The organism is Ruminococcus bicirculans (ex Wegman et al. 2014) (assembly GCF_000723465.1).
Classification (GTDB): Bacteria; Bacillota; Clostridia; order Oscillospirales; family Ruminococcaceae; genus Hominimerdicola; species Hominimerdicola aceti.
The window spans coordinates 1,695,486-1,719,579 of record NZ_HF545616.1 but is presented as its reverse complement, the minus strand read 5'-3'; the positions used below and the strand labels follow the sequence as shown (position 1 = coordinate 1,719,579).

Annotated in this window: 25 protein-coding genes; 7 read left to right on the top strand and 18 right to left on the bottom strand. The window is 41.7% G+C overall.

All coding sequences use genetic code 11. From position 1 onward, the window contains the following. The first annotated feature begins 70 nt into the window (after nucleotides 1–70). Entirely contained in the window at nucleotides 71–250 is a 180-nt protein-coding gene (locus RBI_RS14810; protein ID WP_148303587.1) for a hypothetical protein, read from the top strand. A gap of 91 nt (nucleotides 251–341) precedes the next feature. On the opposite strand, the gene RBI_RS07855 is transcribed toward RBI_RS14810, so the two are convergent. Then, entirely contained in the window at nucleotides 342–1,469 is a 1,128-nt protein-coding gene (locus RBI_RS07855; RefSeq protein ID WP_038672158.1) for a helix-turn-helix domain-containing protein, read from the bottom strand. 252 nt (nucleotides 1,470–1,721) lie between these two features. Between RBI_RS07855 and RBI_RS07850 the strand changes: the two genes are divergently transcribed. Then, nucleotides 1,722–2,207 carry a hypothetical protein gene (locus RBI_RS07850; protein ID WP_038672156.1) on the top strand — a complete coding sequence of 162 codons (486 nt, stop codon included), beginning with the start codon at nucleotides 1,722–1,724 and terminating at the stop codon, nucleotides 2,205–2,207. Nucleotides 2,208–2,369: 162 nt separating this feature from the next. Here RBI_RS07850 and RBI_RS15585 read toward each other — a convergent pair whose 3' ends face one another. The 4 genes from RBI_RS15585 to RBI_RS07835 form a co-directional block, all read right to left on the bottom strand. Beyond that, entirely contained in the window at nucleotides 2,370–2,471 is a 102-nt protein-coding gene (locus tag RBI_RS15585) for a helix-turn-helix domain-containing protein (protein ID WP_410059949.1), read from the bottom strand. A gap of 229 nt (nucleotides 2,472–2,700) precedes the next feature. After that, nucleotides 2,701–4,029, bottom strand: coding sequence for a threonine/serine ThrE exporter family protein (locus tag RBI_RS07845; protein ID WP_022288238.1), 1,329 nt, complete (start codon nucleotides 4,027–4,029; stop codon nucleotides 2,701–2,703). 18 nt (nucleotides 4,030–4,047) lie between these two features. Then, a complete protein-coding gene (locus RBI_RS07840) occupies nucleotides 4,048–4,845 on the bottom strand; it encodes a DUF4866 domain-containing protein (RefSeq protein WP_022288239.1) in 798 nt (265 codons plus the stop codon). 23 nt (nucleotides 4,846–4,868) lie between these two features. Next, on the bottom strand, nucleotides 4,869–5,771 hold the full coding sequence (locus RBI_RS07835; protein ID WP_038672155.1) for a LysR family transcriptional regulator: 903 nt from the start codon (nucleotides 5,769–5,771) through the stop codon (nucleotides 4,869–4,871). A gap of 153 nt (nucleotides 5,772–5,924) precedes the next feature. On the opposite strand from RBI_RS07835, the gene RBI_RS07830 reads away from it, so the two are divergent. Next, complete coding sequence (locus RBI_RS07830) at nucleotides 5,925–6,620, top strand: YoaK family protein (RefSeq protein WP_022288241.1); 696 nt, start codon at nucleotides 5,925–5,927, stop codon at nucleotides 6,618–6,620. Between the two features lie 343 nt (nucleotides 6,621–6,963). Continuing rightward, on the top strand, nucleotides 6,964–7,755 hold the full coding sequence (locus tag RBI_RS07825) for an alpha/beta hydrolase (RefSeq protein WP_038672152.1): 792 nt from the start codon (nucleotides 6,964–6,966) through the stop codon (nucleotides 7,753–7,755). Between the two features lie 166 nt (nucleotides 7,756–7,921). Here the strand turns inward: RBI_RS07825 and RBI_RS07820 are convergent, their stop codons facing one another. From RBI_RS07820 to RBI_RS07785, 9 genes are all read right to left on the bottom strand, one after another. Next, on the bottom strand, nucleotides 7,922–8,527 hold the full coding sequence (locus RBI_RS07820; protein WP_038672150.1) for a hypothetical protein: 606 nt from the start codon (nucleotides 8,525–8,527) through the stop codon (nucleotides 7,922–7,924). A 386-nt stretch (nucleotides 8,528–8,913) separates the two neighbouring features. Then, complete coding sequence (locus RBI_RS07815; protein WP_038672148.1) at nucleotides 8,914–9,342, bottom strand: hypothetical protein; 429 nt, start codon at nucleotides 9,340–9,342, stop codon at nucleotides 8,914–8,916. Continuing rightward, nucleotides 9,332–9,778 carry a DUF4869 domain-containing protein gene (locus RBI_RS07810; protein WP_038672146.1) on the bottom strand — a complete coding sequence of 149 codons (447 nt, stop codon included), beginning with the start codon at nucleotides 9,776–9,778 and terminating at the stop codon, nucleotides 9,332–9,334. The genes RBI_RS07815 and RBI_RS07810 overlap by 11 nt, the downstream gene beginning before the upstream one ends. 377 nt (nucleotides 9,779–10,155) lie before the next feature. Next, nucleotides 10,156–11,106 carry a hypothetical protein gene (locus RBI_RS07805; protein WP_038672144.1) on the bottom strand — a complete coding sequence of 317 codons (951 nt, stop codon included), beginning with the start codon at nucleotides 11,104–11,106 and terminating at the stop codon, nucleotides 10,156–10,158. Then, nucleotides 11,096–11,557, bottom strand: a complete 462-nt coding sequence (locus tag RBI_RS07800) for a DUF4869 domain-containing protein (RefSeq protein WP_022287080.1) — start codon at nucleotides 11,555–11,557, stop codon at nucleotides 11,096–11,098. The genes RBI_RS07805 and RBI_RS07800 overlap by 11 nt, the downstream gene beginning before the upstream one ends. Nucleotides 11,558–11,777: 220 nt before the next feature. After that, complete coding sequence (locus tag RBI_RS15280) at nucleotides 11,778–12,011, bottom strand: hypothetical protein (RefSeq protein WP_242843633.1); 234 nt, start codon at nucleotides 12,009–12,011, stop codon at nucleotides 11,778–11,780. A gap of 1 nt (nucleotide 12,012) precedes the next feature. Beyond that, complete coding sequence (locus tag RBI_RS15275) at nucleotides 12,013–12,291, bottom strand: cyclase family protein (RefSeq protein WP_242843632.1); 279 nt, start codon at nucleotides 12,289–12,291, stop codon at nucleotides 12,013–12,015. Between the two features lie 152 nt (nucleotides 12,292–12,443). Further along, complete coding sequence (locus RBI_RS07790; protein WP_051706647.1) at nucleotides 12,444–13,877, bottom strand: ATP-binding protein; 1,434 nt, start codon at nucleotides 13,875–13,877, stop codon at nucleotides 12,444–12,446. 164 nt (nucleotides 13,878–14,041) lie between these two features. Continuing rightward, nucleotides 14,042–14,983: a DUF2971 domain-containing protein gene (locus RBI_RS07785; RefSeq protein ID WP_038672142.1), complete on the bottom strand. Its 942-nt coding sequence runs from the start codon at nucleotides 14,981–14,983 to the stop codon at nucleotides 14,042–14,044. 220 nt (nucleotides 14,984–15,203) lie between these two features. On the opposite strand from RBI_RS07785, the gene RBI_RS14145 reads away from it, so the two are divergent. The 3 genes from RBI_RS14145 to RBI_RS07775 are packed head-to-tail and all read left to right on the top strand — an operon-like array spanning nucleotide 15,204 to nucleotide 18,122. Further along, nucleotides 15,204–16,553, top strand: a complete 1,350-nt coding sequence (locus tag RBI_RS14145) for a restriction endonuclease subunit S (RefSeq protein WP_051706645.1) — start codon at nucleotides 15,204–15,206, stop codon at nucleotides 16,551–16,553. A 4-nt stretch (nucleotides 16,554–16,557) separates the two neighbouring features. Beyond that, a complete protein-coding gene (locus RBI_RS14140; RefSeq protein ID WP_051706643.1) occupies nucleotides 16,558–17,259 on the top strand; it encodes a hypothetical protein in 702 nt (233 codons plus the stop codon). Nucleotides 17,260–17,318: 59 nt separating this feature from the next. Next, on the top strand, nucleotides 17,319–18,122 hold the full coding sequence (locus RBI_RS07775) for a tyrosine-type recombinase/integrase (protein ID WP_038672140.1): 804 nt from the start codon (nucleotides 17,319–17,321) through the stop codon (nucleotides 18,120–18,122). A gap of 49 nt (nucleotides 18,123–18,171) precedes the next feature. Here RBI_RS07775 and RBI_RS07770 read toward each other — a convergent pair whose 3' ends face one another. The 4 genes from RBI_RS07770 to RBI_RS14135 all read right to left on the bottom strand — a co-directional run bounded on the left by RBI_RS07770 (nucleotide 18,172) and on the right by RBI_RS14135 (nucleotide 24,081). Continuing rightward, the gene (locus RBI_RS07770) at nucleotides 18,172–18,927 is read right to left on the bottom strand and encodes a restriction endonuclease subunit S (protein ID WP_051706641.1); all 756 of its coding nucleotides are present in this window, start codon (nucleotides 18,925–18,927) and stop codon (nucleotides 18,172–18,174) included. Next, the gene (locus tag RBI_RS07765) at nucleotides 18,924–20,411 is read right to left on the bottom strand and encodes an HsdM family class I SAM-dependent methyltransferase (protein ID WP_038672138.1); all 1,488 of its coding nucleotides are present in this window, start codon (nucleotides 20,409–20,411) and stop codon (nucleotides 18,924–18,926) included. The genes RBI_RS07770 and RBI_RS07765 overlap by 4 nt, the downstream gene beginning before the upstream one ends. Nucleotides 20,412–20,414: 3 nt before the next feature. Beyond that, nucleotides 20,415–22,751, bottom strand: a complete 2,337-nt coding sequence (hsdR, locus tag RBI_RS07760; RefSeq protein WP_038672136.1) for an EcoAI/FtnUII family type I restriction enzme subunit R — start codon at nucleotides 22,749–22,751, stop codon at nucleotides 20,415–20,417. A gap of 214 nt (nucleotides 22,752–22,965) precedes the next feature. Further along, nucleotides 22,966–24,081: a hypothetical protein gene (locus RBI_RS14135; protein WP_051706639.1), complete on the bottom strand. Its 1,116-nt coding sequence runs from the start codon at nucleotides 24,079–24,081 to the stop codon at nucleotides 22,966–22,968. Nucleotides 24,082–24,094: the final 13 nt, after the last annotated feature.

Here is a 24,094-nt window from a genome sequence, read left to right as displayed (position 1 = left end):
CTCGCTGGGTTTGGGGTCGGGTTTCTTGTCTATTCTATTATAGCATACTTAGGGGTAAAATTGGGGAGGTTTGAAAAAATTTTTACCCATTGGCATAGAGTTCGCTTCAAGTTGCATAATGGGGATAAGCTCATGGAACTCTTTTGGCTTATGTTATCTGAGTGAACCCTTGGTGCTTATAGGCGTTGTCACCACCGCAAGGTCTGCCACGCTGCTTTTCAGTGTGGCGAGAGCCTGTGGTGTTGTGTGACCATTATTTTGATAATAATTTAACTGTACCTTTATAAACTGAAATTTGTCGAACGAAAGAAAGGTTTTTGTTGTTTACTGATCATGTAAAATCATTGTTCAAATATGCAAGCGTACTTTGGATCTTCTGTAATTAACTTCTTTTCCTTCTCTGGAAAGGAAGTCGCAGTCTTTACTAAAAAGCTTGGCTCACATACAATTACTTTATGACCTGACGGATTTACAGATTTCAACAGTGATGAAGTAAAATGCTCATCGTTATTCTCATCATTTATGCTCTTATTATTCCGTTCTTCCCATCTTTTGAATTGTTTAATTTTCCATTGTTCAAATTTAATATATTGCTCAAACGCTGAATCAAAACAGTCCATTGCAACTTTATGATCTCCGATATTATTTGCGATTTTGACGCATCTCATATCTATAAAACATAAGTCACTGTGAAATCCATGGCATTCAGTACCTACTATTTTATCAAACAACTGTCGAGTCAATAAAAGAAGCTCCAATCCTTCTCGACTATTATTCAGCTCATTATTACACACTATCGCTTCATCAAGTGATTTTTGAAAAGCATGAAGAAGCTCTAACACTGCGTCTCCACGATATTGTTCAGCCCTTTTCTCATCATTTATACTGCCGATACTTCCTAAATTCCCCAGCAGAACTTGTCTGCACAATTCAAGGTCGGGCTGTTCAGATGCTTTCTGCTCGGCTTTTTCATATTTACCAAGGCAGGAATATACGGATAATAACGGAATGATGCACGATTGGTCATGAGGCAATAATTTCTCATACAGTTTAGCGGCTTCTTCCCAAAAGATATTTGGCTCTTTGCCTTTATTTTTCCAACCTTGCTTATGTAAAGCAAAAGCAAGCTTGGTCTTAAAATCCACTCTGTCTGGAAACTCTTCAAGCCCTCTACGCATTAGGGCAATACACTCTGTCATATCATCGTTATTATTTATCAGCCATTGAGCCTTATCATTATATTCCTGAATAATTCTGTTCCTGTCATTATTATAGCCAAACAATTCATCGATTGATATATGGAAATAGTTAGCTATCGATGGGATCATCTCCATGTCCGGATAACCGCCATTTGCCTCCCACCTTGAAATGGCTTGTGGCGTAACACCTAAGGCGGTGGCTAGGTCCTCTTGCTTCCTTCCTGTCACCTTTCGCAGTTCTTTTATTTTCTCACCAATTTTTACTTGCATTTAAATACCTCCGAATTATTTTATCACCGGTGTACGCTAATTATAGCATAGAGATAAACTCAGGTCAATTATCAATTCGTTGTTTCGTACTCAATGGTTCGTTGCTTTATAAAAACGTCCAAGTGGGCAACATCTCCCGACTTTGCCACTAAAAAATAATAAAATGGACAGAATAAGCAACTGTCCAAAAATTGTTACCACAAATCTAAAAAATATGGTATAATATTAGAAATACAGTTTGGAGGTGTGATTATGGAATCTGGAAAAAACAACAGAAACAAGGAATTGCTTGACGATTATATAGGCTACAAGCTGACAACAGAAAACAGCTCTCAGCATAGTTCGTTCAATCTCAAAGGAATCGTTGTCGCTGTGTTGATCATCATAGGGATAGCCATGATCTATGATGCCCTGCGCCCCAAATGCGCACACTCCGGCTGTGACAATACTCCTGAAGAAGGCAGCTGCTACTGTTTGATACATGACCCTAAGTATTACAATAATAAGAACAGCTATACTCCAGCATTCACAACTGCTACAACATCACGTCCGAAAACCACTACGGCAAGTAGTTCAGCTACCAGAGCTACCCGTAAGAATACCAATAAAACCTCAACCAGTAAATCTGCTGAGTATGATGCTCATGATTATGACGACCCAGAGGATCTCTATGAAGATCACTATGATGATTTCTATGACTACGAGGATGCAGAGGATTATTGGGAGGAGAATAATTGACTCGTTTTTCATACAAGAAAAAGCACAAATGCAAAAGACGTTCCATTTGGATAAAATGAAACGTCTTTTGTTTGATAATAGTTTTATCGTAGTCCTATAAACAGGAAAATGTAATGTCTACATGACAGACGGATAAATCTGTGAGATATTGTCCCGTATATTCTACTTTCTAAAATCTCTGGGGCTGCACCCGTAGGCTTCTTTAAAGACTTTTGAAAAATAGCTGTGATCGTCAAAGTCGCAAAGCCCACAGATAGCATTTATCGAGTCAGATGTGTTTTTTTCATATATGCCGCATTGCGCAGACGATAATTTTTTAGATATTCAAACGGCGACTGTCCTGTTATGTTCTTAAAACACCTCAGCACTTCGCTTTTGCTGACAAATGCCGCTGACCCCAGTTATAGGTAAAGGAGAATAGTCTTAATAGGAAAGTGTATATCAATATAGTTTTTTATGTGGGTTCAGTATAGCTTTAGCTATGACTAAGATTTTAAGTACAACACCTAAATGACCTGTCCGTAATTATCCTAGCGAAGATAAGCCCCAAAGGTAGAGCTAGTATTATCAGCAGAGCAGACGCAAGCCATGACGCAGATGTTTCAAGGGACATGACGCCCAAATTATAGAAAGCCTTGTAAAGATATAATCCCGGAACCATTATGACTATGGACGGAACGGTTATGGATATTCTCGGATAGCCCACATACTTTTTCAGCAGCGAGGCGAGTATGCCTGCGGTGAATGCCCCCACAAACGCAGCAGCTGCCGGAGGAAATGAAACAAGGTCAACAAGTTCCAATCTCAGAGTGTTTGCAAGTGCACCTATAACTGCCGCAGAGGCTGCAAGCTTGACAGGGCTGTTGAACATAACGGAAAATCCGAAAACCCCGCAGAAACTTGCCGCAAGTCTGAACAGTATGAACTGCCATAAGGTAAGGTGCAGAGGCAAAAAGTCCATTGGCGTAAGGTGCAGGATAAGTGCCATTAACCACGCCGTCATTGTGGCTACAATTATAATGATGAGGGCGTAGGTCAGCCGCTCGATGCCCGAACGCATATCGAGCTTTGAAAGGTCTATGCCGCTTGTGATGAACGGAAAACCAGGTATAATAAAAAGCATTGCACATATGTAGCCTGCCTCATGCTGCATTTTTATATTGAAAAGTATTTTCGCAAGTTCAAACAGCCCTGCATATGAAAGGCACGCCGCCGATACTGAGGCAACTATTCCAAGCACAAGGGTAAGGTGGTGCTTTGTGAATTTGCTCCGCACATAATTGCCAATGCCTGCGCCGAAAAATGCACATATCATCTCGGTCAGTCCACCGCCAAGCAGGAATGTGAACGCTCCGCAGGCAAGTGCCGCCGCAAGGCCCAAAACAGGCGGCGAGTAAAGTCCGTGTATCTTTTCGATATCGTCAAGTTCATTGTGGACCTGTTCGCAAGTCAAACTATCACAGCGGCCGACAAAATCGTTGATGAAATTTTCAAGACGTGTTAGCTTTGAATTGTTTACTCCCGTGTTAGTAAGGCAAAGAGACTGCGAAAAGCAAGCCTCGCCGTCAAAACAGGTGTAGTTTATGGACATAAGCCCGATATCTGCTGTGCAGGTCAGTCCCATACATTCCGACATGGTGTTCATGGAACTTCTCACACGCCACGCTCCCGTTCCGCAGGAGAGAAACATCATTCCCACCCTGCCTATAACAGAGGCTTTTTCTTTTAGGCTCGCCTTTGATACTGGCTCGTCCTTTTCGGCGTCTGTGAAATCGTGCCATGGGATATCCATGTGATTTTTCTTAACTATAGTTTGTGACATTCAGTATCACTTCCGTTTTTAAAGATCAAGGCTGTCTGAGCCTGCTTTTTTCATCATTTCCTCACGGCAGGCAAGCACAATGCCGTCTATCTCGCTGAGGTGCATGAGCATTTTCTTTTCAAACTGATGAACAGGCAGTAAAACGCCGATCTCATCAAATGATTTTCCAGCCTTTTCGCCTGTTTCTTGTCCGTAATAGACCATTGCAGTTGGGGCAGTCTGCTGTATCTTGTGGAAAGTATTCCATATAACATCATAGGTCTGAGCCTCGGAAAGTCCAAGCTTTACAGTGTCAGGCAGGGCGTAAAGTATAAGCACGCCACGTCTTTTGTCAACACGCTTTTCCTTAATGTTCATTCCGTCGGTATAGACCCTCATAAGGTCATATCCGTCTGCAAGATAAAGCTTTGAACGTGGTGCACAGCTGTGGTTTTTGTACACATCACGAAATTTCTCGAACTCATGCTTTGTGACAAGCTTTTTCTTTTCTTCAATGACATCGCCTTCAGGGGTCGTAAGGAGTTCAGGATTTTTTCCGGCTTTTCCGTGAAAACGCTTTGGTATAAGGTATGCCTCTCTCAGCAGATCGAAAAGACTTCTTCCACAAAGCTCCAGCAGAAGTGCACTTATATCACCGTTCGTATATGCGGTCAAAAGCACCTGCACAAGATGTTTTGGGTCAGGATCGGTCTGCATATCGTCGTCGCTAAGGTGATCGTAAAGCACGCTGCTGAGCCTTTCGCAAGCTCCTTCCGATGCCATTATCCTTGAAAAAAACTGTTCAACTTCATTTTCTTTTGGCAAAACTGTAGGCATATTATTATCTCCTTTCATGTATGTCATATCTCAGCATTTGCAAACATATTACACTTTTTCAGTATCATTTTTTGTATCTCTGTAGCGGCGGCATTGAGTTTTTTGTCTGCATTTTCTGCAAGAACGATGCTCCTCTTTGGAAGCTCTTCATCAGTTTTCAGAATATAAACATCGCCGCTTTGTGCCATTGGTTCAGGTATAAGACCTATGCCAAGGTTGCTTTTCACAAGCGGCATTATCTGATCGGCGGTTGCGACCTCAATATCCGGCTGAAAATCTATTCCATGCTGGAAAAAGAAGTCGGAATAGAAATCATATGTCCTTGTGTTTCGGTTAAGTGATATTATAGGGTGGCTGCAAAGTTCCTCAAGAGTGAGCGTTCGCTTTGCAAGATCCTTTAGCTTTGTGCTGCATATGATAAGTTCACGGAACTCTCTGAGCTTATGAAAATTCAGCGAGCCCTCTGTGCTTATCGGCGTTGTTACCACAGCGAGGTTTGCAATGCCGCTTTTGAGAGCAGTCAGTGCCTGAGGGGTTGAATGGTTCAGCAGCTTTATTTTTATTCCCGGATATCTTTCATGGAACTCATTGAGAAGTGGCAGCATAACGCCGTGAAGTGCGGTCTCCGTCACACTTATGGTGACAGTTCCGCTTTGCAGGTCGTTGGCTTTTGAGATCTCATCTTCGCCCTCTGTAATAAGTTCCACCGCCTTTGAGATGTGCTCGTAAAGTATCTCTCCCTCAGGGGTAAGCGTGACGCCGTTTTTCATTCGATTGAAAAGCGTGCAGCCAAGTTCTCCTTCGAGTATTTTTATCACCCTTGTGATATTAGGCTGATTTGTGAGCAGCACTTTTGCCGTTCTTGAAAAGCTGCGGTTCTTTGCGGCATAATAAAATATCTTATAATATTCGTAATTTATATTCACTTTATCACTTTCTTGCTATATCAATATTTTATATCTTCCATATCAATTATATATTTGACTTATATATCTGAGATAATTATAATGGAAAAAGGAGAAAATTAAAGTGCATAAAAATATTTTTCTTGTTAATTTTTTATGAAGGAATATGATAAAATGATGTTACGATCAAGAAAACAAATGTCTGAAACCAATATGCTCATGATACTTCTGACCATATCAGGGGGCTTGCAGGACGCATATTCGTATTTTGTGCGAGGTGAAGTTTTTTCAAATGCACAGACGGGAAACATTGTGCTTATGAGCACATATGTCGCAAAAGGCAACTGGCACAGGGCGTTGCACTATCTTATACCTGTGCTGGCGTTTGCAATGGGGATTTTCATAGCCGAGCGTCTGCACGCACGTTTCAAGGACGTGGGATTTATACATTGGCGGCAGATAATAGTTTTCACGGAAATGGTGCTGCTTTGCATTGTGGGGTTTATACCGCTTGGCGGTTCATACGATTTTGTTGCGAATGCACTTTCATCATGTGCCTGTGCAATGCAGGTGCAATCGTTCAGGAAAGTAAATAGTTATCCATACGCAAGCACGATGTGCATAGGAAATATGAGAAGTGCAATGGAATCCATAAGTGCATACATGAGGATAGGGGACAAGTCGCTGCTTAGGAAATCGCTGCAATATTTTCTTACGATATTCGTATTTGCCTGCGGTGCAGGAATAGGCGGAGCATATTCATTATACATAGGCAATGAGTTTATATGGATATCTTGTGCATTGCTGCTTATATGCTTTGTGCTTATGTTTATAAAGAGTGAGAATGATATGATGAGGGAGGATATGTAGGGCACATTTCGGTTAGTATTGTATTATAAAGGTCAAAAGCCGCAAGGTCAGACATCTTTTTTGCTGGTTTGACTTTGCGGCTTTGATTTTGATATAATGAATAAAATAGTTGCAGACGGGGTAGACAGACACCTTGTAAATGTGGAGGAGCGTAGAATTATGATCGACAAAAAATATTATGAAAAAGCGGCAAGGTACGTTGGGACGAGGCTTTGACAGATGTGATCTTTATTTTTATAGGGATAAATGATTTTGTGAGGGAAATTGAAAAATTTTTTCGCTGCCCCATTAGACAAACCTGATTTTATGTAGTATAATTATATAAAAGACAGGAGGAAAAGCTATGTCAAACTTAACGATCAGATTTTATTCAAATTGCCTGCGGAGATATACCACGTTTAAAATGTACCTGCCAAGTGACATAAGGCAGGACTGGGGGCAGACAGATACGAAATACTCGGAAAACAGCACCAAAACGCTTTTCTTGCTGCACGGTTTTACAGGCGACGCAGAAAACTGGGTGCCTGAATATCTTTCGGACAAGTATAATTTTGCGGTAGTTATCCCCTCGGGCGAAAATTCTTTTTGGCTGGACGGACGCTCGACTGGTCATCAGTTCTGCAAATTCGTCGGCGAGGAGCTTGTGGACTATGTAAGACGAGTTTTCAGACTTGCGAAAGACGGCAGTGAAACATACATTATGGGTCTTTCAATGGGCGGATTTGGTGCGCTTCATACAGCATTTGCATATCCAGAAACCTTTGGCAAGGTTGCGGCATTATCTTCGGCTCTTATCGTACACGAAGTCGCAGGAATGTCAGAGGGGCAAGGCAATGCCACAGCGAATTATGAATATTACAGAGAATGTTTCGGCGAAACGTCTGAGGTGCTGAACAGCAGGAACAATCCCGAATTTCTTATAGACGAACTTCAGCGAGAGGGCAAAAATATCCCAGATATATTTATGTGCTGCGGTACAGAAGATTTCCTGCTTGAAAACAACCGTGATCTTCACAAATTTCTTGAAAGCAGAAACGTTTCTCACGAGTATTTTGAAAGCAAAGGCAACCACGATATGATTTTTTGGAGTGAGTATGCTGAAAAGGCGGTCGAGTGGATGTTTGAGGAGAAGTAAGAGCGGTGATGTCTTTGCGGTTTCTTATGTGATAATATGAAACACAAGGAACCTCATACAAACTGCACAATATAAAAATACCCTTTGAGAAAGGGATTTCTCCTCTCTCAAAGGGTAGGTTTCAACGAAAATGTAAGCCACTATTGTGAAACAACTCGTAAGAACGTCACTTGTTTACCGCTCTTTTTTCGATCTCTGCTTCAATGATTGCCCCCATTTTTTTCAGTACAGGTCTTGAAGACCCTAATATAGTCATGTTTCTTAACAAAACTGGGATGTTCTCCAGCCCAATATCGTATTTAAAGAATTGGTCAATGGTCGTCCATAGCTGTTTTTCACAATCTTCTTTTCTATAATCGGACAATGAAATAAGAGCAAGGCAATAATAATATCCGGCAATATCAAAACCCGTCCAATACTTGTCATCAAAAGGTGGGATATACGTTTCCAAAAGTTTTAATACAGCGTCGACCGTTTTTTCTTTCTGTGCAAAAGGAAGCATGCGCTGATATTCTTTAAGCGTAACAGGGGCGTGTGTCGTTTGAGTTCTTTTTTTGCACAGTTCCCATATTTCCTCGTTTGATGTGCCGACCTCTTCGGCAGCTTCCAGCAAAGGCAATGTAATCTTAGATCTCCAAATTGTTTCGCCCGGAAACTTTGGACCTGTTATTACAAATGTTTTATTGTTTTTGACACAATCAACTAGATATGCTCTTTCTTTTGCGAGGTACTCACGTAATTCAGATGCGGTTGGAACTTGTTTCTTTCCCATGTGCTTCTCCTTTAAATTTTAGTTTATTTTTTCTATGAATCCTAATTATATTTCTGCTTAGAAAATGGGCAACCCATATTCTGAATTGCCCATTAATTCAACAAACTATCTTACTATGTTTACTCCAACGTCTTCATCGTAGGGAAATACCCACACCGCCTTTTTATATCTTTTCAAAAGCTCGCAAACCCTTGATTTTACTGGATTTGCGACGTTTTTGCTTTTTACAAAAGTTTATATATTCTCGCAAAACCTACGCCATTTTGGCGTAAAATTGGCGTAGGTGGATATGGTGGAGTGGTGGGATTCTACTATAAAACAGTTTAGATTTTATTGGGCTGAAAAAATTAAACAGCTTTTTTAGAATCTATCTTTCAACTCATCGTTTAAAAGCTTTTCTTTAATGATAATAGTGTTCTGCCATTGATATTCTCGCTTGACAATTCGTAGATCTCATCTAACTCAAGCATTAAGCCAGTGGGGTTTCGCCCTATTATTACATATTGGTTTTGCGCATCAAAAGCAATATACTGTCTCATTTTATCGTCCAGCAGAATATCTGCATTATCTATCACAAAAAGTTTGCCTTTTGAATTTTTAATCGAAGCTTTGTAATTCTTTTTCTGGTCAAGATAATTAAAACATCTTATTCTTTTATCATTTGCAGACAGTTCTTCAATAAAAGAATAAAGAGCGGATTTGCCAACTCCTGAGTCGCCTGTGATAAAAGTAACGTTGTAATCGAGATGCAGATCAACGATGAACGAGGTGTGGGTAGTATGGATCTCTTGCATCACGATCGGTTTAATCTTCACCGCTCCACCACTCCTTCAATTCTTCATAATCATCTATTTCTCTGCATTTCTTCTTACTCTTATCATACACGTTCACTCGTGTCATATCAAATGATATAAGCGGATAATCACAACAGATCTTTCCTTCGTCAAGAGAATAGATCATATCAAGAGCATTATCTCCACATTCTCTGATGTCAAAAACCTTGTCAGGATTGTACATTATATTCAATACCGTCTTGCAGCCACTGGAAAGCTTATCAGTGTTCAGCGTTGTCCCGTCAAAACGTGATTTAATCGTATACGGCCCGGTCAATTCAGCGTGGTCAATTTTTTCAATTACTCTATTTGCCCTATTATCCAGCATTTGAGCAGTATATTTGTTAAAATAAACATCGTTCAATTTAACAGTTTCTATTGATTTGGGTATCTGACCGTGTTTATATATTGTAATCATTTATTACCTCTCTAACTGCAACATATCTTTTAAAATGGAACACTGATAAATTTGTCTTGCCTTATCTTCTGAAGAAAGCCTGTCTGTATCCAAACCGCAAATGTCGTGCTTGCCATTTCTTGTGTACATTCTGCTTGCGTTTTTATGAAGTTAAAACAATTTTCACGTCAGATTGGTTTTGTCAACGTATATATCCTGTTGCAAACAACGCTGAAAATCCACATCATTAGGATTAACGTAGATGCCCATACAGCCTGCCTCCTTGAAAATATTTGTTATTCCTATTATACCATTTTTCTGCGGGGAAAGCAAGCTGAATCGAAATAACAGCCACACCCTGTGCAATCAAATCAACACAGAGTATGGCTTGTCTATTATTATTCCATTGCATTTAAAATAGAATAAATATTTTGTTCGGATAAATATCCGGAAGGGATATGGCTCTTGTTCTCGTGATACTCAAGATTTGCTCTGCCATTAGTTTCTGCCACCAGCAATGCAGTAAAAAAACGCTCCCAACTGAAATACTTTTCACAATCTATATGTTCTGCCGGGTCAGCCAAAATCTCTTGAACATTATCGTTACGGTCAAAAATCGCCGAGCGAAGAATAAGCCATTCAAAACTCTCCGGCAAAAAGAGGTCGATCTTATTATTTGATACAGATCTTAAATACATAAGCTCTTTGATTTCTGAACCAAGTGCCGCAGCGTCGGCTATTACAAGAATACGCTTACCTTTATGCTGTTCCAGTAATTTTACAATTCCGCTCTTTCCGTTAGAACTGATACATTCGAGATCGTGATCTTCAGTTGCTTTCTTAAAAAACTGAAGACCCGACCTGCTGTCTTCAACGATTACAATATCATACGGAAATGCTGATATATCATTTTTTGAAATGTTCTTATATATCTTCTCGAACTTCGGTTTTGCACCATTTTTATGGATCTTCCTGATAGCATCTATACTGTATGGAATTTGCGCCAACGGCTCTCTTGTTACAAGAACATAATAATTATCAGAACCCTGAATCGCTTTTGCAAACTCATAAGAAGATAGAAATGGTGTACTTTCTTCAACAAAAACAATGCTCTCGTGGGTATTTTCAAGAATGGTTTCCCAATTAGCATTTGACAATACAAGGCAAGGTTTACTGCACTTTAAAATTACACCACTTTGTTCATCAAGTTCGGAATAGTTTCTCACCATATTGATGAGTTTCGTTTTTCCAGTGCCACTGTCCCCTGTCAATATCGTTACATTTCTCTCAAGAGTAAAATTAAACGTTATGTGCCTGTTTTTTATTTGTATTTTTATTTTACCCCTCATTTTCTTCACCCCTCAGATATCTATCTGCAAGCATCAAATATTCAATTGGGTCTGTAATCACTTTTCTTTTCCCTTCATTTATTATTTTCACAGAAAAAGACTTTCCAAAGTCCATCAAATGATGCAATGATACCGTAATATCCTTGTTTTCAGCCATTTCAAGCAGATACTTTGAGCAGTTATCTCCGCAATTTGAAATATTGAAGATCTTTTTAGGCTGATTATATATCAGCAAAAGAGTCTTAACGCCCGCTGACAATTCCGTTGAATTAAATTTGCCAAAAATATCGTTTTCTATAAGATCAGGGCCAATTACAGTTGAGTCATCAATATCCTTAATGATCTTTTTTGCAAATGGTTCCATGACCCACATTTTATCATACTGATTTGCATAATAGACCTCAGTATTGTATATTTCTTTAGGGTGTTTTCCAAAAAATATTCTAAGCACAACACCATCTCCTTATAGCTATTATTCACAAGCGAAACGGACGTATACGCCCATACAGTTTGCCTTCTTGAAAAATTTTGTTATTCTCATTATACCATTTTTCTGCAGGGAAAGCAAGCAGGATCGCATAAAAAACAAGCCACACCCCGTGCTGTCAAATCGGCACGAGGTGTGGCTGTTATGTTGATAATAATTTTGTTGTACATCTATAAGTTGGAATTTATCTTTCAGCAGCGATCAGTATAGCTCTGCAAGGCGAACCGTCCGCACCTGATAGATTTAATGGTGCTGCGTTTAAGAAATAAACGCCCTCTGAAACTTCTGCTAAACGTATCCCTTCAAGCAATACAGTGCCAGCTCCTAATAGGATAAGGTGTACTTCCATCGGAGCATTTTCAGGACCGACAGTTTGAGATTCATTACCAAGCAGTAAAATGTTTGATTCAGTAAACACTTTAGCTGCTTCCGCAGAGACCTCTGCATCTCCCTTGATAAGAATTCTCTTTGCCGCTTCTGAATTCTGTTTTTTTCGCTTTTTCAAGTATTTCCGTGGCATCATCGGCAGAAACGATTCCATTATATTCTGCAACATAAGCCATTCCTATAAATGTATCTAAACTTACGGAATCTACAGTTTTTCCGTCTTTGATAAAATGAAACGGCGCATCTATATGCGTGCCGTTGTGAGCGCACATACTAAAAGCCGTCAGGTTATACAAATCGCCTTTTTCCATTGAAGAAATCACCCTTTTTTCGGTGTCGGGTCGCCTGGATATACCTGACAGCCGAAAACCTCTTGAGAAATATCATAGATTTTCATTTCATATTCTCCTCCACAACTTCCGATTTGTATTTCCATTCATAATTATCCACTCTACCTTTCCACTCACCTCGCCAAAAACTTTTGATACTTACTCTTCGGCTTCTCAGGTATCGTCATAATAAGCCTGCCGCTTGCTATCATTGGCTTGACGTACCTTTCCATAACGTAAGCGATCGTCATTCTGCCATTGAAAAACTCCGCTATCTCATTCCTGCTTCTCGGCGTTTTACAGAATTCAAGTATCTCAGTTTCAATGTCATCTATCGGCACGCTTTCGGCGGCGCTGTTGTACAACGTCACCTTGAATACGCCTCTGTCGCTCTCGAATTTCGGTGCAGGCAGACCACTTTCTTCCATTGCATTTATTATCGTGGGTATGCCGCTGTATCTGTTCTCCGTTTCACCGAGTATCTCCATAGCACCCGCTATCTTAGGGTTTCTTGTGTCGGCAGACACTTTTCCCAATCTGTCAAGGGTCATTCTGCCGTAAAGTCCGCCGGGATTTTCTATCTCAAAACGGTCGCTGAACATCTTTATGGTTATAGGCGTCGTGTCCGTGTGGATACTGTAATCTCTGTGGATAAGAGCGTTCAGGATAAGCTCTCTTATAGCAATTACAGGATATTCCGTCTTGTCCGTTCGCTTGCCCGTGTTCGGGTCTATGATAGTCGCAGTTTTCATATTTTTGCGCACGAACACCAAAGCATCATTCAGCATCTGCACAAGTGTTCCGTCTATTCGCTGATTGTCTATAAAACGTTCGCCGACGCTTGCCGTACTGCTTATCTCAGTTCCGGGCACAGACACAGCCGTTATGCAAAGCTGCGGAAAAAACGCCTGTGGGTAGTTTGAGAAAAGCATTATCCCTGCCAAAGTCGGTTTGCCCTCATCAGTAAAACCTTGCAGACGGCATATTTCCTCATTTGAGAGCTCGGCAAGATTGGGCTTTTTGCTTTTCAGCAGGTCAAAATAGAGCTTGAATGTGTTGGTCTGAATGTCCTTTTCAAAGGCTCTTTCGCAAGTTCTCAGCTCGTCGTGAATGCTTTTTTTGAAAGCCTCATAGCTGTAAACCTCATATTCCGTCATAAGTCTGTCAGCGTCGCCCGACCTGACATATGAGCCTTTCAGCCTGCCTACACCGCTGTAAAAGCAGGGTTTGTCAGCATTATCTATCTCTTGTATCTCGGCAGATACGACAGTTTTGCCGTCGATAGATGCAACGGAAAACAGCGGTCTTATCACAGGCGTCATTTCCTGACACTGCGCCTCGACCTTTTTCATAAGGTCAGCGGCATCATAAACTCCGCAGACCTCGTACCCGTCATTTTCATCTACGCCGAAAATAATAACGCCTCCGCCCGACTGATTTGAAAAAGAGGATAGCGAATCACGCACCTTAGGGCAGCCCTTATTTGCCGCTTTTATCTCTATCTTGTTGCTCTCGCTGCAAACAAGCTGTATTTGTTTCACCATATCTACAAGTTCATTATCCAGCATTTTATCGCCTCCATAATATAATTATACTGATTTTATTAGAATTTGTCAAGATTAAATTCTTATAAAATTGTAATTTGTCTTATAAAAGTCTAATAAAAGCCGTATAAAATGAGGCAATGGCTTATAAATTGATACGGGAGTACAAAAATCTTTATAAATGGCTGTTAAACGTAGGTTAATGTAGATTTGTATATTGTATCAATTCCACAAAAACAATTATCACATTTGCATACAAGAAATTTAGCAAGTTCCTCAGGCGAGGCTTGACACAATGGTCCTATAGTCACCGATTTTATGGCCTTAAATAGTTCTGAGCCTAATTCAAGTTTCCTGTAAGGGATTAATCGATTTTTATTTGTTCTATAATCAACAGGAGAGATTTTTATATTATTTTCTAAATAATATATATTTCCCATATATTGTTTCAAGCCCGTTGCTCCAATATGTATATCATCAAATACATATTGCTTTATAGCATCATCACTTAATGAATCATATAAACCAATTCGAAATTCATTTTCCGCTAAAAAAGCAGGATTTTTTACTTTAGCTCTTTTAAGCCCTATTTGACTTTTTACTTCACGAGTAAATTCAACTGAGTCTGTTATCAAACTATGCTCATTTTTTATTGAAATCAATTTTTCTGAAATAAAAGAGTGTAATTCTTCCTTTGCCTTATAAGTTACATTTTCAGCGAAAAATCCCTCTTTTACCAACCCTTCAAAAAATGATTTATCAAATCCTATACATATACCTTTACCATCATCACCATAAGCACGCCACGGGTTTAAATCATCTCGTATATTTGAAAAACAACAAATAAAGCACACATTAGCATATAATTCAGAAAGCCTCGCCATATATTTTTTCATATAATCATCGCTTTCAATATTTGCTTTTTCTTCATCTGATAAACCGTCATATAAGTTTTTCATTTCTGTCTCAAAAACATCTAAAAAATATTTTTCTTCTGAACTATCATTCATATAATGATAGTCTGACATAAATAAAACTTTGTTCTCCACAATAAGACGAAATGTTTCAAGGCTGCAATAATGATAAACTTGGTTTTCAAAAGGTGTTTTTTCTGTGATTTTTATACACATAGCATTTCACCACTTCCTACATTTATAGTTAAATCAAATTCTCTTCACATTCAGCGATCCACCTATCCAGTAACTTCACTTAATTCTCAGAACATAGAAGATTTATAACTTAGTCCAACTTCAATGCAATCTTTGAAATATTTGTTATCCTTATTATAGCATTTTTCTGTGTGTATGGCAATGGTGCAGTGAAGAAATCACAAAATATATTTCTGATAATTTGCCTTATGCCTACTGTGAGCAGATTGGCAAGGAAATTCGGGATATTTCAGACGAGATTCCCTTTGAGATTCCTGAGAGTTGGGAGTGGTGCAGACTTTCGGATTTAGCCATCAAAGAGATTAAGCGAGGAAAATCGCCTGTTTATGCAGATAGTGGCTCTGTCCTTGTATTCGCTCAGAAATGTAATGTAAAAACAGGCAGAATCAATATCACGCTTGCAAAGTATCTTTCAGATAGTGTTATCAGCAAATATCCGCAAGAGGAATATATGCAGGACAGAGATATTATCGTCAATTCTACTGGTACAGGTACACTTGGTAGAATTGGTCTATATTCTGATAGGGACAATCCAAACAATTTACCCTTAGTTCCTGATTCTCACGTCACCATAGTAAGGGTATGCAAAAGTATATCGCAGTATATTTATTATATCCTTAAATGGTACCAGCCGTATCTTGAAGAAAGCGGCGAAGGCTCAACAAAGCAAAAGGAACTGAAAGCTGATAGGATCAAAGAGTTATTTATTCCTATCCCACCGCTTGCCGAACAACACCGCATAGTAGCCAAGATAGAAGAACTCCTCCCATACATCGAAAGATACGGCAAGGCAGAAGAACACCTCACAACCCTCAACACCACCTTCCCCGAAGCCCTGAAAAAGTCTATCCTGCAAGAAGCGGTGCAGGGCAAGCTCGTTCCGCAGAACCCCGATGATGAGCCTGCAAGTGTGCTGTTAGAGCGTATCAGAGCTGAAAAACAGGAACTTATAAAACAGGGAAAAATCAAGAAAAACAAGAATGAATCCGTCATCATTACAAGGGATAAAATTCCTTATGAGATCATCGACGGAAAAGAGCGGTGTATCGCCGATGAAGTGCCGTTTGAGATTCCGGATAGTTGGTGCTGGTGTAGGCTAGGATCAATAATTCAGATTGAATCAGGAAAAGGCTTAACTTCAAAACAAATGATTGAGGGAAGTATACCTGTCTATGGCGGTAACGGAATTACAGGTTATCACAATGCAAGTCTCGTTCATAAAGAAACTGTAGTAATAGGTAGAGTGGGTTATTATTGTGGAAGTGTACATATTACTGAAAAAGAAGCGTGGGTAACTGATAATGCTTTTATTACAACTTATCCCGAAAACTCAATTTATCGAGAATATTTAGTATATACACTAAGATACATGAATCTTGGGCAAAATAATAATGCTACAGCTCAACCTGTAGTTTCAGGCAAAAAGATATATCCTATGCTTTTTCCATTACCCCCTCTTGCCGAACAGCACCGCATAGTCGCAAAAATCGAAGAGATCATGCCCATGATTGAAAGGTTAACTCAGAGGTGAGCGTATGAAGCAGGGCGAACAGGAAGCAAAAATGATCCTTGAGCGCAAAGGAGTGGCTTTTGATGACAATTATCACGATGACAACTCCCGTCCGTCTATGCCTGATTTCAAGTATCTGGACGAAGAGCGTTTTCTTGAAGTAACCCACACACTACATAACAATGCAATCATAACGCATATCAATCGGTTTCATCGAAAAAGCACCGCAGAACAGCTTGAAATCATGGAGAAAGCACGAAATGTTTATGATAGAATCCATGAATACCGTTATCCCAATACAGAGGAAGGAATGGCGCAATACAGATGCGATTTGAAGCTCGTGAAATCGCATATGGGATATGATCCTACAAAATGGGACTTTGGAGAAAAGCTTTCTGAGTTTGATTGCGATTCTCCAATCATCGAATGTTCAACTGAAAACATTCTGCGTGAAGTGCGAGAGAAGGGCGAAAAGCATAAAAGCGGCAATACCGACCTGTTCATCTTCGTCCTGGAAGATGAATTTCGTGTGATGATGGATTTGCTTCACAGCGGACCACAAAACGGCTGTTACGGTGCTTTTTTCAAAGCGATTCTGCGTTCGCCCTTTCCTGCTGTGTATGTCTGTGCATGGAACTGGGAGACTCAGACATACGAGATTGATGATCCGCTCATCATGAAGTTTGAGAAAACTGAGAATGGCGGTATGGTTGCAGGGCGAATATAATACCTATTTTTTTAAATCGTATATTCAGTTATAATTATATCGGAAGGAGGTCTTTCGATATGATTGACACATTTAAGGCATATTTGGACAAGACAAATCTGTCCGAAAACTCGAAGTTTGCCTATCTGTTCGCTCTGAGACAGTTCATCGAGCAGTACGGCAGCGTGACCAAGAAGAACCTCACGGCATACAAGGTGTGGCTTGTGGATCACTTCAAACCGCAGACGGTAAATCTCCGACTGCGTGGAATGAACTGCTACCTTGAAAGCGTGGGCAAGGAGAAGTGGAAGCTGTCCTTTGTAAAGGTTCAGCAGAAGCCGTTCCTCGAAAATGTTATCAGTGAAGCGGATTACTTGTACTTCAAGAAGCGTCTGAAAGAGGACGGCGAATTGTTCTGGTACTTTGTGGTCCGCTTTCTTGCTGCCACGGGCGCGAGAGTGAGTGAGTTGATCCAGATCAAGGTGGAACACGTCAGACTCGGCTATCTCGACTTGTACTCTAAGGGCGGTAAGCTCCGCCGCATCTACATTCCGAAGTCCTTGCAGGAAGAAGCCCTTGCGTGGCTTGCAGAAAAGAAGCAGGACAGCGGTTTTATCTTCCTCAATCAGCGTGGACAGCGTATCACCACAAGGGGCATTTCGGGCGAATTGAAGAAGTTTGCCGAGAAGTACGGCATTGACACAAAGGTGGTATATCCGCACTCGTTCCGTCATCGCTTTGCCAAGAGCTTTCTTGATCGCTGCAATGATATAGCGTTTCTCGCAGACCTTATGGGACATGAGAGCATTGAAACAACTCGCATTTATCTCCGCAAGACCGCCACGGAACAGCGTGAGATCGTAGACAGTATAATTGACTGGTGATCCATAAACACAACGGGCATACCCTCAGAAACGAGAGTATGCCCGTTTTTTATAGCTTGTCGCAGTATTGCATAAGTTCTTCTATCTTTGCGACTATTTTCTTTTGCTCAGCTAAAGGTGGGAGTGGTATTAGTAACTTGTCTATTGCATTTGATGAAAGTCCTTGTATGCCTATACCCTTACCGCCAATCAATCCAGCTCTTTTATACAGATAAAACACATAATAGAAGAAGTAAACCTCGACGGGAGCATAAGAGCGTAATCTGTGTATGTGATTCTGAATACGCATAGGATAGTCATAATTCCAGATTGCCGCTCTGCCTATATCTCCGCCTTCACAAACAAGCAAGTCACCCTTAGTGACAGTGCATTTTTCTACCTCGCTGTCTGTAAATAGCATTTCCCTGAGCTTATCCAATTCAAACCTGTCCCAATATAGATTAGAGGTTGTAATATACTGCATCATTGTTCCTTGATGATTTGAGGAATTAAGAGTCTTGCCTGTGTTATGCTGAAATATCGTTCCCAGCCTACACCAGCACCAACTATCCGGAATCTCAAACGGCACTTCATCGGCGATACACCGCTCTTTTCCGTCGATGATCTCATAAGGAATTTTATCCCTTGTAATGATGACGGATTCATTCTTGTTTTTCTTGATTTTTCCCTGTTTTATAAGTTCCTGTTTTTCAGCTCTGATACGCTCTAACAGTACACTTGCAGGCTCATCGCTGGGATCTTGCGGAACGAGCTTGCCCTGCACTGCCATTTGGAGTATGGAGTTTTTTAGCTGCTGTGCTGTCATGTCAAGTCCTCCATATCGCTGATACCGAGAATACCCGTGATCTGCTCCAAAATACGGTCAATATCCGCATTCAGGCTTGCACGCTTCTCCTGATACTGCTGGATCAGCTCTCTCGGAGGGAGTATTTCTTCTTCCTCATGAGGGAAACCGCAGAGGTCAATATTATAGCTTCTCTCCGCAAGCTCCTCAACTGTGTACTTCTTCGCCTTGTCAAAGCCGTCAATGGTGATCTCCTGTCGGTCGCTCCACCACTCAACAGCAGGAGCAAAGTGTTCGAGCTTCATAGGCTTGGTCTTGGAGAAGTTCTTGTATCCGTCGGGCATATCCAGACGATAGAACCATGTTTCCTTCGTCGAGCCTGTCCTGTCAAAGAACAGGATATTTGTAGTAATAGAGGTGTACGGAGCAAAAACGCTGTGCGGCATACGAATGACAGTGTGCAGATTGAACTCGCTCATCAGCTTTTTCTTGATAGCGACCTTTGCGTTATCCGTACCAAACAGGAAACCGTCAGGGAGAATGACCGCAGCTCTGCCGTTCTGCTTCAGGCGGTACATAATGACCGACATGAACAGGTCAGCAGTCTCACTGCTTGCGAGATCAGACGGAAAATGATTCTTGACTTCCGTTTTCTCGCTGCCGCCGTATGGTGGATTCATCAGAACCACATCAAACTGATCGTCCTCCGTATAGTCAAGAACATCCTTTAACAGCGAATTATCATGATATACTCTCGGTGTGTCAATATCATGGAGCAGAAGGTTTGTGACACAAAGCATATACGGGAACTGCTTCTTTTCAATACCGTAAACCGAGGTATCAAACGCCGCTCTGTCCTCAACAGTCTTTTTCTGTGATTCAAGGGCTTTGAGCCAACTGATGATAAATCCGCCCGTACCGCAGGCAAAATCAGCCATCTTTTCACCGATTACAGGCTTTATCATCTGTGCCATGAAGTCAGTCACAGCACGGGGCGTGTAAAACTCACCGGCAGAGCCTGCACTTTGCAACTCTTTCAGGATAGACTCATAAATATCGCCAAATGCGTGGCTTTCCTCATAATTGGTGAGGTCAAGCTCATCAATGACATTGACCACCTGTCGGAGCAAAACACCGTCCTTCATGTAGTTGTTGGTGTCCTCAAATGTTGTCTTGACGATAGCCTTATTGATAGGTGTAGTCTTGGAAACTTGTATGCCTTTCAGCGTGGGAAACAGCGTATTATTGACGAAATCAAGCAGATCATCACCTGTCAAAGCTGTACCCTTGCCGTCATCTACCGCCCAATTACGCCAACGGCAATCTTCGGGGATAATAGACTCATAGGCATCATCATCAAATTCCCAATCTTCTTCCTTTGTGTCGTAAACCTTGAGAAACAGCAGCCAAGCGATCTGCTCGATACGCTGTGCATCACCGTTGATACCTGCATCGTTTCTCATAATATCCCGTAATCTCTTTACGAAATTACCTAAACTGCTCATGTTTTATACCACCTTGTATATTTCTTCTTCAAGCTCACGGATCGCCTGCAAATAGCCGTCCTTACCACCAAACAGCTTGACAAGTGCGACAGGCTTGCCCATTCTAATAAACGGATCAAGCTTCAATACCTGCGTATCCTCTATCTGATAGATACCCTCGTTGGAGTACATTTCAAGCAGAGCTTCTATGACCTCTCTTGCCATTCCGCTGTACTTGCTGATGAAGTCACGCTTCTTCACATCATTCGCACGCTCTCTCCGTGTCAGCGGTTTCTTGTCGAACGCAACATGAATGATAAAATCAAAATCGTCAATATCACCCATACCCTGCGATTCTTTCAGCGCTTGCAGGTCAATGCCGTGTTCCTTGAAAAGCTCAGATATGGTCTTTTTCTTTTCCTCGCCGTTCCAACTTCTGATAAAATGCTCTAAGTCGGCGTATTCTCCGAGGATATTTGTTCTTGTATAGTCTATGATGTTCTCATGTCGGAGGAGCTTGCCGTCGGCATCGTACACCGATACCACCTTGTTGATGATACGGACAGTACAGCCGTTCACATCAACATAGGGCTTTTCCTGCGGCTCAGGAGGAGGTGCAGGCGGATCGACAATAATATCCGGTCCCTCTTTTGGTTTCGGAGGGTGATAGTTCGGATCAATTTCAATCGGACCGTCCCACTTTTTATCGTAGAACAGCCTTGTCACACCTCTGAAATCCATAACTACAAAGTGCGTCTTGCCCTCTTTTTCACGCAGTCTGGTACCTCTGCCGATGATCTGCTTGAACTCAGTCATAGAGCCGATATTTTCATCAAGCACGATCAGCTTGGTCATTTTGCAATCCGCACCCGTAGACAGGAGCTTGGAAGTCGTGGCGATAACAGGATAAGGAGAGCCGACAGAAATGAAGTAATCGAGTTTGCTCTTGCCGTACTCGTCCGAGCCTGTGATACGCACCACATAATCAGGATTCTGAGCAACCATATCCTTATTGAAGTTGACAAGAGCCACTCTCATACGCTCCGCAGCGTCCTCTGTCGCACAGAATACTATCGTTTTCTGCATACGGTCTGTGCTGATAAGGTAGTTCGTAATTTCAAGGGCAACCTGGTTGATTCTGTCCTGAATGATGATATTGTAGTCATAGTCGGTATTGTTGTATATCCTGTCCTCAATTTCGTTGCCGTAATAATCTCGCTGTCCTTTCAGCGGTCTCCAGCCGTCACTAATGTCTGTTGTGATGCTGATGACCTTAAACGGGGCGAGAAATCCGTCCTCAATGCCGTTTTTGAGGGAGTATGTGTAGATCGGTTCGCCAAAATACGAAATGTTAGAAGTATATGTTGTCTCCTTCGGAGTAGCGGTCATACCGATCTGTGTAGCCGAGGAGAAGTAATCCAGTATCCTGCGCCACTTGCTATCCTCTTTGGCGCTGCCTCTGTGACACTCATCTACGATAATAAGGTCAAAGAAATCCTTGTCAAACAGCTCGGAGAAATGCTCCTTATCATCATCACCGATCAACTGCTGATACAGCGAGAAATAGACCTGATGTGAGGTGATAGTGGTTTTGTTATCCTTAGCAACATTGATCTTGTGGATGACCTTTTCAAGCGGAGAGAAATCCTGCTGTATAGACTGATCCACAAGAATATTCCTGTCGGCAAGATACAGTATCTTACGCTTCATACCGCTTTTAAGCAGACGGTACACGATCTGGAACGCAGTATAGGTCTTGCCCGTGCCTGTTGCCATGACGAGCAGGAGTCTCATTACACCACGAGCAATAGCATCAACAGTACGGTTTACTGCCACTCGCTGATAATATCTTGGCTCGTAGGTATTCTGGCTTGAATAGTAAGGCTGGCTGATGACTGCAAGCTCATTCTCTGACAGCCCTTGCCCGCCGTTCGCATTTGCCTTGTATCGTTCCATAAGCTCATTAGGTGTAGGGAAATCATCAAGTGCAATTTCACACTCCATACCTGTCAGCATATCGTGTTCATAGAAAGCATCACCATTGGAGCTGTAAACGAAAGGTACATCCATCATCTGAGCATAAGCTATAGCCTGTTGTAAGCCGAATGATACGCTATGGTTATTGTCCTTAGCCTCAACTATCGCTATGGGGAAACTGCTGCTCCAATACAGAACATAATCGGCAAACTTGGCGCTTTTCTTATCACGATGGACAAAGTTACCGTTCAGACAGATCTTACCGTCGGTGATCCTTGTTTCCATTGTAATTCTGTTTTTATCCCACTTATCAAGAATAGCAGGAGTAATGAATTGAAGCTTTATATCCTCTTCTGACATTTCTTTTTTTGCAAGTATGGTCATTGTCACACCTCCACTTCAGATAAGATAAAATTATAAGAAGTTATATATTCACATCACATTATACCACATTTCCCACAAATAGTCAATCATTTAGCTGCGTTTTTTATTGCTTTGTAATAAAAAATGAAGTAAAGTCACTAAATTTAAGGTAAAAAAAGCAGCCTTCCGACTCCTTAAAAAGCCGAAAAGCTGCCATAACAAAATTCAAAAAATATCAGCTCAGCGAACTAATATAATACCCTAGTGTACTCTTAGGATTAAGCTCCGAAAGATCAACAGCTACGCCTACCGCCATGCCTAGCCGCTCGCGGTCTGCCTGCGATACGTCGAACTCTATGCCCCACGCGTTGCCGTCTATGTTTATCCACGCCGTCGGGCCGAACGTTCCGCCGTCAAGCGTTGCGCCCTCCAGGCTCGGGCAAATGGCTTTCAGCTCGTTGTACGTCATTCCAACCTGCACGCCCTCGGTGATGTATCCGCCCGGCGTGACGTGTATCGCGTACGGAAAATCAAGCGTGCCGATGTTCTGTATGTCCGTGGTATAAAAGCCGATCTTCGTGTTCGGGTACACGTCGTCGTTCTCCACGGCGATGATGTTTTCCTGCCCCACTGATATAAAATCCATGCTGAAATCGTCACCCAGCTCGGCAAAAATATCGTCCGCCGTTTCGTAGATAAGGTCGTTCGCATACACCGTGTCGTCGTAAATGTCATACGGCGCAAGCGTGGTCACGGGCTTAGTTGTAGTCGCCTCGGCGGTCGTAGTGGTGGTAGTTTCCGTCGGCTGAGCGGCGCTGTCAGATTTTTCGTCTGCCGAACTACCGCCAACTTCGATAAGAAAAGTCGTCGAATGTTCGTCACCGTCTGAATCATAATGGCTCTCAGTGATCCTGAAATCGCCCGCATTGTCCACACCAATGCAAGCCTGAGCCTTGCAGGTGCTTCCGATAGGCGCTTCATTTGGGTTTCTCGTAACGTCGCCCGGGTAACTGTAACCCATAACGCCATTGCTGTCTATTATGGTGTCCTCCATGTCGAAGAAAATGCCCTTTGCTATGCCGTCCTCGTCCTCGTAACCGATGTTTGTATATTCGTAGTCCACGATATAGACCGCCGCAGGTTTTTCGTCCGCATACTCATTGCGCTCAGCCGTTTCCGTGACGCCTGTAACGGTAAGCGACCACTGCCCGTCAACTGTCCAAGTTTCGCCAATGGTGTAGTAGTCTTTCTTCTTGCTTTTTTTGTCGCTGCCTGAATCGCTGTCAGAACAAGCGGTGAGCAGCAACAGCGCACCCGTGAGGACTATTGCTGTTAGCTTTTTTATGGTCATTTGGTTGCACCCC